This is a genomic window from Pseudomonas sp. B14-6 (assembly GCF_013260315.1).
Taxonomy (GTDB): domain Bacteria; phylum Pseudomonadota; class Gammaproteobacteria; order Pseudomonadales; family Pseudomonadaceae; genus Aquipseudomonas; species Aquipseudomonas mandelii.
The window spans coordinates 2,406,431-2,417,899 of record NZ_CP053929.1 but is presented as its reverse complement, the minus strand read 5'-3'; the positions used below and the strand labels follow the sequence as shown (position 1 = coordinate 2,417,899).

General features: G+C 59.8%; 9 protein-coding genes and 1 pseudogene. 3 read left to right on the top strand and 7 right to left on the bottom strand.

Annotation, left to right across the window (positions count from 1 at the left end):
- The first annotated feature begins 195 nt into the window (after positions 1-195).
- Entirely contained in the window at positions 196-891 is a 696-nt protein-coding gene (locus tag HP062_RS10935; RefSeq protein ID WP_010456572.1) for an HAD-IA family hydrolase, read from the top strand.
- A gap of 119 nt (positions 892-1,010) precedes the next feature.
- Here the strand turns inward: HP062_RS10935 and HP062_RS10930 are convergent, their stop codons facing one another.
- The gene (locus HP062_RS10930) at positions 1,011-1,757 is read right to left on the bottom strand and encodes a 3-oxoacyl-ACP reductase family protein (protein ID WP_172791401.1); all 747 of its coding nucleotides are present in this window, start codon (positions 1,755-1,757) and stop codon (positions 1,011-1,013) included.
- Between the two features lie 125 nt (positions 1,758-1,882).
- On the opposite strand from HP062_RS10930, the gene HP062_RS10925 reads away from it, so the two are divergent.
- Complete coding sequence (locus tag HP062_RS10925) at positions 1,883-2,806, top strand: LysR family transcriptional regulator (protein ID WP_172791400.1); 924 nt, start codon at positions 1,883-1,885, stop codon at positions 2,804-2,806.
- A gap of 96 nt (positions 2,807-2,902) precedes the next feature.
- On the opposite strand, the gene HP062_RS10920 is transcribed toward HP062_RS10925, so the two are convergent.
- The 3 genes from HP062_RS10920 to HP062_RS10910 all read right to left on the bottom strand — a co-directional run bounded on the left by HP062_RS10920 (position 2,903) and on the right by HP062_RS10910 (position 6,528).
- Positions 2,903-3,631 carry an aspartate/glutamate racemase family protein gene (locus tag HP062_RS10920; protein ID WP_010456567.1) on the bottom strand — a complete coding sequence of 243 codons (729 nt, stop codon included), beginning with the start codon at positions 3,629-3,631 and terminating at the stop codon, positions 2,903-2,905.
- Positions 3,632-3,688: 57 nt separating this feature from the next.
- A complete protein-coding gene (locus tag HP062_RS10915; RefSeq protein ID WP_077748186.1) occupies positions 3,689-5,224 on the bottom strand; it encodes an NCS1 family nucleobase:cation symporter-1 in 1,536 nt (511 codons plus the stop codon).
- 563 nt (positions 5,225-5,787) lie between these two features.
- Positions 5,788-6,528 carry a phosphoadenylyl-sulfate reductase gene (locus HP062_RS10910; RefSeq protein ID WP_145305880.1) on the bottom strand — a complete coding sequence of 247 codons (741 nt, stop codon included), beginning with the start codon at positions 6,526-6,528 and terminating at the stop codon, positions 5,788-5,790.
- A gap of 172 nt (positions 6,529-6,700) precedes the next feature.
- Between HP062_RS10910 and thrH the strand changes: the two genes are divergently transcribed.
- A complete protein-coding gene (gene thrH / locus HP062_RS10905; protein ID WP_010456561.1) occupies positions 6,701-7,318 on the top strand; it encodes a bifunctional phosphoserine phosphatase/homoserine phosphotransferase ThrH in 618 nt (205 codons plus the stop codon).
- Positions 7,319-7,367: 49 nt separating this feature from the next.
- Here thrH and pabB read toward each other — a convergent pair.
- The 3 genes and pseudogenes from pabB to HP062_RS10890 form a co-directional block, all read right to left on the bottom strand.
- A pseudogene (pabB, locus tag HP062_RS10900) lies at positions 7,368-8,704 on the bottom strand (aminodeoxychorismate synthase component I).
- A gap of 239 nt (positions 8,705-8,943) precedes the next feature.
- Positions 8,944-9,930, bottom strand: coding sequence for an alpha-L-glutamate ligase-like protein (locus HP062_RS10895; RefSeq protein ID WP_010456557.1), 987 nt, complete (start codon positions 9,928-9,930; stop codon positions 8,944-8,946).
- Positions 9,930-11,465: an inactive transglutaminase family protein gene (locus HP062_RS10890; protein WP_077748188.1), complete on the bottom strand. Its 1,536-nt coding sequence runs from the start codon at positions 11,463-11,465 to the stop codon at positions 9,930-9,932. Before HP062_RS10890 ends, HP062_RS10895 begins: the two co-directional genes overlap by 1 nt.
- Positions 11,466-11,469 lie beyond the last annotated feature (4 nt).

The window sequence follows — 11,469 nt, the reverse complement described above, 5'->3', positions numbered from 1 at the left end:
TAAAGAAGTCGGGAAAGGAGGCGTTTTATGTAGGGAAAATCGCTAAATGACGACGAGCACTTTTTGTATCTGTCAGGGATTGCCCGTTGCTCGATGGCCGCCGCGCTCGCTATGCTGCTGAATCCTTTAATCGATCACGGACCCGGCCGCACCTGAGCCGCCTCTGGGATGTCATTAGAAAACGGATCAGATGCGATGAATGCACCGCTGAATGAATACGGCCCGATCAAGGCCGTAATTTTTGATATGGACGGCTTGCTGCTGGACACCGAGGGCATTTATACCGAGGTCACGTCCATGATTGCCGAGCGCTACGGTCGGGTCTTCGACTGGAGCATCAAACAGAACATCATCGGCCGTGGCGCGGGTGATCTGGCGCGGTACGTGGTCGAGGCTCTCGACCTGCCGATCACCGCCGAAGAGTTTCTGGTGATCCGCGAACCGCTGATGCGCGAGCGTTTTCCGCAAGCGCTGGCGATGCCTGGCGCCGAGGAACTGGTCAGGCACTTGAAAGCCAACAACATTCCGATCGCGGTCGGCACCAGTTCTTCGCGTCAGTCGTTCGGCCAGAAAACCACCTTGCACCGCGATTGGTTTGCGCTGTTCGACTTTGTCGTGACGGCCGATGACCCTGAAGTGGGCGCGGCCAAACCGGCGCCGGACATCTTCCTCACGGCGGCGCGGCGCCTGGGCGTTGCGCCCGAAGACTGCCTGGTGTTCGAAGACTCGCCGTTCGGTGTCACGGCGGCGAAAGCGGCGGGGATGACGGCGATTGCGATTCCCGACGCGGCGATGGCTGACGAAAAGTATGCGCATGCCGATGGCATTCTTCGTTCGTTGAAGGCGTTCAAGCCGAGTGCTTGTGGTTTGCCAGCCCTCGAATGGGCTTGAAGTAAAAAGTGTGGGAGCGAGCCTGCTCGCGAAAGCGGAAGGTCAGACGACATCAATGTCGCCTGACGCACCGTCTTCGCGAGCAGGCTCGCCCCCACATTGTGATTGCGTCTAGCGCATCAGGCGCCAAAACCACCGTCGATGGTCAGGCTCGCCCCTGTGATGTAACCGGCTTCCGGCCCGACCAGATAGGCCACAAAGCTGGCGATTTCCTCGGAAGTGCCGTAACGGCCCACCGCCATCAGCGGGATCAGGCTGTCAGCGAAGTCACCGTCGGCCGGGTTCATGTCGGTGTCGACCGGGCCCGGTTGCACGTTGTTGATGGTGATGCCGCGCGGGCCGAGGTCGCGGGCCAGGCCTTTGGTCAGACCTACCAGCGCTGATTTGCTCATGACGTAAGGGCCGCCACCGGCGAAGGGCATGCGGTCGGCGTTGGTGCTGCCGATGTTGATGATGCGACCGCCTTCAGTCATGTGTTTGGCGGCGGCCTGGGTGGCGATGAACACGCTGCGCACGTTGATGGCCAGGGTCTGGTCGAAATCTTCGAGTTTGAAATCCTCCAGTGGCGCAACGGCCAGCACGCCGGCGTTGTTGACGAGGATGTCGAGGCGACCAAAGGTGTCTACGGTGGTGGTCACGGCGCGGCGAATGGCCTCGGCGTCAGCGCTGTCGGCCTTGATGGCGAGGGCTTTGCCGCCATTGCCGGTGATGCTGTCTTGCAAGGCTTCGGCTTTGGCCGTGGAGCTGACATAGGTGAAGGCAACGGTTGCGCCTTCAGCGGCCAGGCGTTTGACAATGGCGGCGCCGATGCCGCGGGACCCGCCTTGAATCAAAGCCACTTTGCCGCTGAGGTTCTGAGTAGTCATAACGATCTCCGAAGTCCCGAGGCGAGATGCCTCGGTTGATGGAGCCTAGTATTGATTGCGGATTACACGCTGTGTAGACGGCAATTACGATAGTCTGTGTAAACCAGAAGTTTATAGTGGCGCCTATGGAAACCTTCAGCAGTATCGAATGCTTCGTGCGCAGCGCCGAGGTTGGCAGCTTCGCCGAAGCCGCGCGACGCTTGAGCCTGACCCCGGCGGCGGTCGGCAAAAGTGTTGCCAAGCTTGAGGCCCGGCTGGGTGTGCGGCTGTTCCAGCGCAGCACGCGAAGCCTGACGCTGACCGAGGCAGGTCACCTGTTTCTCGGCGAAGTCAGTTCCAGCCTTCACACGATCCAGAATGCGGTGGCCAACCTCGCCAGCGCTGAGGGTCGGCCAGCGGGAACACTGAAAGTCAGCATGGGCACGGTGTTCGGGCGTTTATATGTGGTGCCCTTACTGGGCGAGTTTCTGCGGCGATTTCCGGCGATCAACCCGGATTGGCATTTCGACAACCGGCAGGTCGATCTGATCGCTCAGGGCTTCGATGCGGCGATTGGTGGGGGATTTGAGCTGCCGCAAGGCGTGGTGGCGCGCAAGCTGACGCCGGCGCATCGGGTGCTGGTGGCGTCGGCGGAGTATCTGGCGGCGCGGCCTGTGATCGTCGATCCCGATCAACTCAAGGACCACGACGGCATCCTGATCCGCTCCCCACAGACCGGTCGGGTGCGTTCCTGGCAATTGACCAGTCGTACTCAGCAACACAACCCGCTGGCGCTGAAGGCGCGCATGACCATGAGCGATTCGGAAGCGGCGTGTGCGACGGCGGCGCAGGGGTTGGGCATTGCGTTGGTAAGCATGCCGTTTGCTGTGGGGTATCTGGAAGCCGGGACGTTACAACGGGTGTTGCCGGACTGGTATGTCGACGACGGCAACATGTCTATCTATTACGCGGAACACAAACTGCTGCCGGGCAAGACCCGGGCGTTTGTGGATTTCATTATTGAGCAGTTTGCGGAGCGGGGGTGGGTGCAGCGGTTCAGTGCGGTTTGAGTCTGGCTTGAGACCGAGTCGCTGCTTTCGCGAGCAGGGGATTTGTGAATGACACAGATCCAATGCGAGCCTGCTCGCGATGAACGATAACGCGGTCTACCGCCCGAACCGCCCCGGCCAACCAATAATGTTCTTCGGCCGTGGCGTCGCATACGTCCGCACCTTGGAAGTGGACAACCCTAATCGCACCAGCGATTCGGCAATGGTCACCGCCGCCGTCACGCCATCCACCACCGGAACCCCGGTGCGCTGGCGAATCTGTTCATCCAGCCCGGCCATGCCGCCGCAGCCCAGGCAAATCACTTCGGCCTTGTCTTCCTGCACCGCCAGTTCCGCCTGACGGACAATCGCCTCCAGCGCCCGTTGCGGATCGGATTCCAGTTCCAGCACCGCCAGACCACTGGCCCGCACCGACGCGCAGCGGTCCCACAGCCCCGACAGTTTTAGCCGGTCCTCGATCAGGGGCACGGTGCGGTCCAGGGTGGTGACCACCGAATAGGCATGGCCGAGGAACATCGCCGTACTGGCCGCTGCATCGGTGATGTCCACCACCGGCACGTTGAGCAATTCCTGCAAGCCTTCGCGACCGTGTTCGCCGTAGCCGGCCTGGATCACCGCATCGAAGGGCTGGTCGTAGGCCATGACCCGGTCCATTACGGCGATGGCGGCCAGGTAACTTTCGAAATTGCCTTCGATGGAGTCGGCGCCGAAGTAGGGCGTCAGGCCGACGATTTCCGTTCCCGGCGCGGCCACCGCCTGGGCGGATCGGGCGATGGCCTGAGTGATGGATTCGGTGGTGTTGACGTTAACCACGAGAATTCGCATGAGTAGTCCTTATTGCAGGGCGGTTCTGCGGCCCGGCGCTGGCGGGCCGCGAGTGGATTAGTGGCAGACGTTGTCGACTGCGATGCTTTCACCGCTGACGTCGGCGTAATGGGGCTGTCGCTTGGCGATGATCAGGTAGAGCATTGCGCCAATCCCGGCGCCGATCAGCCACGAGAACGGTGAAACGAGGTGGAAGCCCGGCACCAGCGCCAGGACGATGGCAATCAATGCGGCAGGAATGAACGCCGCTACGGCGCGTAAATTGACCCCGCGGCTGTAGTAATAAGCGCCGTTGGGGTCTTCGCTGTACAACTGCGGCACGTTGACCTGGCCTTTTCGTACAAGCCAGTAGTCGACCATGATCACGCCGTACAACGGGCCTAGCAGGGCGCCGAGGCCGGACAGGAAATACACGATCACCAGTGGGCTGTTGTAGAGATTCCACGGCAGGATCAGCACCGCGATGGTTGCGCTGATCAGCCCGGCGCGGCGGAAGGTCAGGTATTTAGGCGCCAGGTTACTGAGCACGAACGCCGGGGCGACGAAGTTGGCCATGATGTTCACCGCTACGGTGACGATCAGGAACGCCAGGCAGCCGAGCACCAGGAAGAAGGTGTTGGGGATCGAGGCGATGATTTCAGTCGGGCTTTCGATGATCCGGCCATTGATCTGAAATTGCGCACCACAAAGCAGGACGGTGATGGCCGCGAACACCAGAATATTCACCGGCAAGCCCCAGAAATTTCCGACCTTGATGGTTTTGCGGCACGGCGATGAACGGGCGAAGTCGCAGAAGTTGAGGATCAACGTCCCGTAGATCGCCAGCCACAATGCGCCGCCGGCAAAAATATTGCGCCACATCTCGCCACCGGTCAGCGGCTCGCGGATCGACCAGGCGATGGTTGCGTCGGCTTGGGTGTACATCCAGGCGGCGAGCGCGGCGACGGTCAGCAGAATCACCGGCCCGGCGAACGCTTCATAGCGCCGTACCATTTCCATGCCGTAGGCGAGGATGCCCAGTTGCACCAGCCAGATCGCCACGAAACATACCCAGCCCAGGCTCGACAGACCAAGGATCGAGTTGTGGTCGTAGTCGGCGAAGCCGGGATGCACCGCCGTCAGCAGCACGCGAAACACTACGGACGCCAGGTACGTCTGAATGCCGAACCAGGCGATGGCGATAATGGCGCGGATCAACGCAGGAATTTGCGCCCCGTGAATACCGAAACTGATCCGGCTGATGACAGGAAACGGCACGCCGGTCTTTTGCCCCATGTAGCCGGAAAGGTTCATGAAGCCATACACCAGCGCCGCGCCGATCCCCAGGGACAACAGAATCTGCCAGCCACCCAGACCCAGCGCATACAGGCCAATGGCGAAGGAATAGTTGGCGATGTTGTGAACGTCGTTGGTCCACAGGGCGAAGATGCTGTAGCGGCCCCAGCGTCGGCCTTCGGCCTTGGTCGGCGCCAGGTCCTTGTTGTGCAGGCGCGGGCTGAGCACCACGGGTTCTTGAACAGTTTGATCTTGAGCGGTGGGTGGAAAGGAGGGCAGATCCAGTGCGATGTTGTTATTGGAGAGGCTAGTACGCATTCCGGCAGGCTCCGAGCTTGGCGTCGCGATGACTGTGCATGAGCGTGAGCTCGACAAATCTTCGTCGCGGGCAATAAGCATCATTGGTTACGGGGCATCTGCAGCCTGTACGGGATAGGGCGCTTCAGGCTTGCGGATCTAAGTGTGTGTATGTTTTGTATTGATTGTATACAAAACATGTATGCACTTAAGCCAGATCCATGCCATCTGCTGATCTATAAAAATAGGTTCTCATTTCGTTTTGTTGATGAATCACGATAAGTGACTGAAAAAAAGGCGATATAAATTGACCGGTTGAACAGGTATTTATTTTTCGTCGGAGGAGGTGGGAAAACTCGACTGGGGAAGTCAGGAAAAAAGGGTGTAACTTTTTGGGGCGCAGAAAACAAAAGTGCACACATAAATGGCACCTATGGTGACATTCGTGTGTACACATTTATAAAACAGAACACTAATCCTGCGGGAGTGAGACCGGCTTGCCGGGGCATTCAACAGTATTGTTGACTGTTACACCGCTATCGCGAGCAGGCTCGCTCCCACAGGGGAATTCACCCGGCTCGGGCTCAGGCCTTGGACTTGCTGATGATATTCCCCGCATGCAGCCCGCATTCTTTCTGCGTCGCCTCTTCCCACCACCAACGGCCTTCACGTTCATGCTGGTTCGGCAGCACCGGGCGGGTGCAGGGTTCGCAGCCAATGCTGATGAAGCCGCGTTCGTGCAGGCTGTTGTACGGCAGTTCGAGCATGCGGATGTAACCCCAGATCTCTTCGCTGGTCATCTGCGCCAGCGGGTTGAATTTGTAGAGGGTGCGATCCGGGGTGGAAAACGCGGTGTCGATTTCCATCACCGCGACGGCGCTGCGGGTACCCGGGCTCTGGTCCCGACGCTGGCCGGTGGCCCAGGCGCTCACGCCCGACAGTTTGCGACGCAGCGGTTCGATCTTGCGGATGCCGCAGCACTCGCCATGGCCGTCCTTGTAGAAACTGAACAGGCCTTTTTCCTTCACGAACGGCTCCAGTTTCGTGTAGTCCGGGGACACCAGCTCAATGTCGATCTTGTAGTGCTCGCGCACCTGATCGATGAAGCGGTAGGTCTCCGGGTGCAAGCGGCCGGTGTCGAGGCTGAACACTTTGACGTTCTTGTTCAGCTTCCAGGCCATGTCCACGAGCACCACGTCTTCGGCGCCGCTGAAAGATATCCACAGGTCATCGCCAAACTCGGCAAACGCGAGTTTCAGGATGTCCTGGGCGGATTTGTTGGCATAGGTCGTGGCGAGTTCCACAACATCGAACGATGGGCTCATCAGGGCGGCTTCCTACAGGTCGGTGGCGCTGGGCGCTCTATATGGGGCTGATGGTAACAAAATCCTGCGGCGGCGGGCGCGCCCTGTGCGTTGCGCGGGGCAGCCTGAGTCGCTAGAGTTCGGCAGTCTTTTACTCGCTCGACTCAATAATCAATACAAATGGGAGTGTCTTGTGGAAATTGCCTGTCTGGATCTCGAAGGTGTGCTGGTCCCGGAAATCTGGATCGCGTTCGCTGAAAAAACCGGTATTGAATCCCTGAGGGCGACCACCCGGGACATTCCCGACTACGACGTGCTGATGAAGCAGCGCCTGCGGATTCTCGACGAGCACGGCTTGAAACTCACTGACATCCAGGAAGTGATCGCCACGCTGAAGCCGCTGGACGGCGCCATCGAGTTCGTCAACTGGCTGCGTGAGCGGTTTCAGGTGGTGATTCTGTCGGACACGTTCTACGAGTTTTCCCAGCCGCTGATGCGTCAACTGGGCTTCCCGACCTTGCTGTGCCATCGCTTGATCACCGACGATTCGGGACGGGTGACGAGCTATCAGTTACGTCAGAAAGATCCGAAGCGGCAGTCGGTTCTGTCGTTCAAGAGTCTTTACTATCGGGTCATTGCGGCAGGGGATTCCTACAACGACACCACCATGCTCGGTGAGGCGGATGCGGGGATTCTGTTTCATGCGCCGGATAATGTGATTCGCGAGTTTCCGCAGTTCCCGGCGGTGCATACCTTTGAGGACTTGAAGCAGGAGTTCATCAAGGCTTCGAATCGGGCCTTAAGTCTGTAAACCCTACCTGTGGCGAGGGAGCAAGCTCCCTTGCCACAAAAGCCCGGAATCAAAGGTTTTGCAGGGTGTCGAGCAGAACCTTCACCTTGGTAATTGATTCCTGATACTCCGCCTGCCATTCCGAGTCCGCGACAATCCCGCCACCGCCCAGCAGCACACCTGCCCATCCTTGACCAGCAAGCTGCGAATAGCGATAGAGCTGTCCATCTCGCCGCGCACGTCCAGGTACAGCAACGAGCCGCAGTACAACCCACGTCGGGTCGGCTCCAGCTCGTCGATGATCTGCATGGCACGAATCTTCGGCGCACCGGTAATCGATCCGCCCGGAAAACTGCCAGCGATCAGATCCAGCGCATCCCGGTCATCCGCCAGTTCGCCGGTCACGCTGCTCACCAGGTGATGCACATTCGGATAGCTTTCCAGACTGAACAACTCCGGCACCCGCACCGAGCCGATTCGGCAAGTGCGACCGAGGTCGTTGCGCAGCAGGTCGACGATCATCAGGTTCTCGGCACGGTCCTTGGGACTGGCCAGCAGTTCGGCAGCGTTCGCGGCGTCTTCGGCAGCCGTCAGGCCACGCGGACGGGTACCTTTGATCGGGCGGGTTTCCACATGACGTTCACTGACTTTGACGAAGCGCTCAGGCGACAGACTCAACACCGCGCCGCCGTCGGGCAGGCTCTGGAAACCGGAAAACGGTGTCGGGCACGCGGCCCGCAGCGCGACATACGCGGCCCACGGATCACCCGCACATTGCGCACGAAAGCGCTGGGCGAAGTTCACCTGATAACAATCGCCCGCCTGGATGTACTGCTGAATGCGCTCAAGTGCGTGGCGATACTCGTCAGCGCTCAGGTCGGCCTTCATCGGGGCTTTCAAACTGAACGGCTCGATCGGCTCAACCGCAGGCTGACTGAACAAGGCGATCAAGCGCTGGCGCTCGCTGTCGATCAGTGTCGGGTGGAACACCAGTTGACTGGTAGCCAAATGGTGATCGCTGATCAATGCCCAGTCGTACAGCCCGAAACGCGCATCCGGCAATTGCAGGTCGTCCTGCGCCTGGCTCGGCAGGTGTTCAAGATGCCGTCCGAAGTCATAACTCAGATAACCGATCAGCCCGCCGGCGAATGGCAGTTCATCGGAGACTGCCGCTTCACCCAGTCGTGCCAGATGGTCGCGAAGGCGTTGCAGGAAATCGCTGCCACTTTCGTCAGGCAATACTGCTATTTGCTGCAGCGGCCAGGCGCTGAGCAGGTCATAACGCCCGCGATCAGCGGTGGGCCGGCCGCTGTCGAGCAGCACGGCACCGGGGGCATGACGAATCGCCGCGAAGTACTCGGCGGGGTTGGCGCGATAGGGCAGCGGGTGTACGGAACAGGTCAACATGGGCGGGGCAGATCAGCCATCGAGGCGGGGGTGCGATTGTAGTCCTCTGCAGGATTTGCTCCTAGAGGGGATGTCGGGGATTGGCAGATTGGGGACAGGGTTGCGAGGTTTGGTGACTGTTAGTCAGTCTTCGCGGGCAAGCCTCGCTCCTACGGGTTTGTGCCGTTCGCCGAGAATGTGAACGACGCTAGATCTGTAGGAGCGAGGCTTGCCCGCGAAGGCAGCGACTCGGTTTCGGATCAGCCTTCGACGGCAGGAATATGTCCAAACATCTCCTGAACAAACTCGACCCGCTCCTGAACCGACTCAACAACCCCGCGCGCTTTCAGCTCTTCCAGCCGCGCTTCAACCGCATGGGTGCGCAGCGTCAGGCCGCAATCGTTGGCAATCTGGATGTTCAACCCGGGCCGGGCATTGAGCTCAAGAATCAGCGGGCCTTTTTCCTGGTCGAGCACCATGTCGACACCGATGTAGCCCAGCCCGCACAGCTCATAACAGCCGGCAGCGAGTTTCATGAAACCGTCCCAGTAGGGCAGTTGCACGCCGTCCACCGCGTTGGTGGTGTCCGGATGTTTGGTGATGATGTTGTTCAGCCAGGTGCCGCGCAGCGTCTGCCCGGTTGCGAGGTCGACGCCGACGCCGATAGCGCCCTGGTGCAGGTTGGCCTTGCCGCCGGACTGGCGCGTCGGCAGGCGCAACATCGCCATCACCGGATAGCCCATCAACACGATGATGCGAATGTCCGGGACGCCTTCGTAGCTGATGCTTTTGAAGATCTGGTCCGGGATCACGCGGTATTCGATCAGTGCGCGGTCACGGTGACCGCCCAGGGAATACAGGCCGGTGAGGATGCTGGAGACATGGTGCTCGATCTCCTCATGACTGATGATCTTGCCGGACACCGTGCGATAGCGGCCCTCGAAACGGTCGGCAACCACAATGATGCCGTCGCCGCCCGCGCCCTGGGCCGGTTTGATCACGAAGTCGGTGCGCCCGCCGATGATCTTGTCGAGGTTATCGATTTCCTTCTCGGTGGAGATCACGCCGTACAGTTCCGGCACATGAATACCGGCGGCGATCGCGCGTTCCTTGGTGATGATCTTGTCATCGACAATCGGGTACAGGCTGCGCTTGTTGTACTTGAGCACGTAGTCCGCGTTACGCCGATTGATCCCCATGATGCCCCGGGCTTCCAGGGCCTTCCAGGTCTTCCAGAAGCCGAACATCAAGAGTCAGCCTTCTTGAGGAAAGCCTTGAAGCGCACCAGTTCGGTCAGGCGGTAACCGCGATAACGCCCCATCGCCAGCATGAAACCCACCAGGATCAGCAGGATCGCCGGGAAGGTGAACACGAAGTACACCAGCTCCGGCACGCTCATGATCAGGTGCGCCAGGGAGGCGGCAAACAGCGTACCGATCGCCACTTTCATCGCATGCCCGGAACCGCGTTCTTCCCAGGTAATCGACAGGCGTTCGATGGTCATGGTCAGAATCACCATCGGGAACAGCGCCACCGACAGCCCGCGTTCCAGGCCGAGTTTATGGCTGAACAGGCTGATCGCCGCGATCAGCACCACCACGAAGGTCAGCACCACCGACAGCCTCGGCAGCATCTGCAACTTCAAGTGTTCAAGGTAGGAGCGCAGTGACAGCCCGAGCGCCGTGATGACCGTAAACAGCACGATGCCGAAGCCAAGCTGGGTTTCGCGGAAGGCGAGGGCGATCAGCACCGGGGTAAAGGTGCCGAGGGTCTGCAGGCCGATCAGGTTACGCAGGATCAGGATCACCAGCACGCCGATCGGGATCATCACCATGATCATGAAGGTCTGCTGGGTTTGCAGGGGCAAACCGTACAGCGAGTATTCGAGGAAGTTGGCGTCGGTGTTTTCGTCGGTCAGCTTGGCCAGTCGAATCGCGTTCATTTCGCTGTTGTTCAGGCTGAACGTCACGTTGGCTTTCTTGCCGCCATCGACGGTGATCAGGTTTTCGTCGCCGGTCCACCACAGCAGGCGGTCGGACGGCAGGCCTTGTTCGCCGGTTTCCGGGTTGAAGTACAGCCAGTCGGTGCCGTTGAAGCTGCGCAGCCAGAGTTCCGGCGTTTGCGGCTGATCGGCCACCAGACGGATGGTGTGGACCTTTTCCACCGGCACGTGGGCGATGGACAGGACCAGCTCGACGATTTTCGCCTTGTGCCCGGGGGACGGATCGCCGCCTAGCAGCAGCTTCACGTTGTCATCGTTGAGATTGTTGACACGCTTGATGGCTTCGCCGATGAAGGTTTCGACGTCGGCCGAGTGTTGGCGGATCGGCGCGAGCAGGGCTTCGGCGGCGATTTTTTCCGCACCTTCGACGGCGATGCTGTCGCGGAAGGTCGGGCCCTTGACCTTGGATTTTTCGCCGGTGTAGCGCTTGGTCAGCACCAGGCGGTAATAAAGGGTCTGGTTGCCCTTGGCCCGGCGCGCCGACCAGGTCACCTTGCGGTTGCCGTCGACACGGTTTACGGCCACGCCGTAGTTATTGGAAATGAAACTCTCGTTGAGGCTGACGTAGTCGCGGCTCAGCGGCGGCACGAACATCTGGATCTTGACCGGGTCTTTGGCACTGGCGACGAACTCGACCTTGGCGTCGATATTCCACAAGTCGTCGGTGGCGTCCTCGGTCACGGGAATGCCGAGCACGAAAATCTGATAGGCCGTAACTGAAATGCCCAGCACCACCAGGATGGCGATCAGCAGTTTCAGATGGAGGGTAAGAGCGCGCATTGGA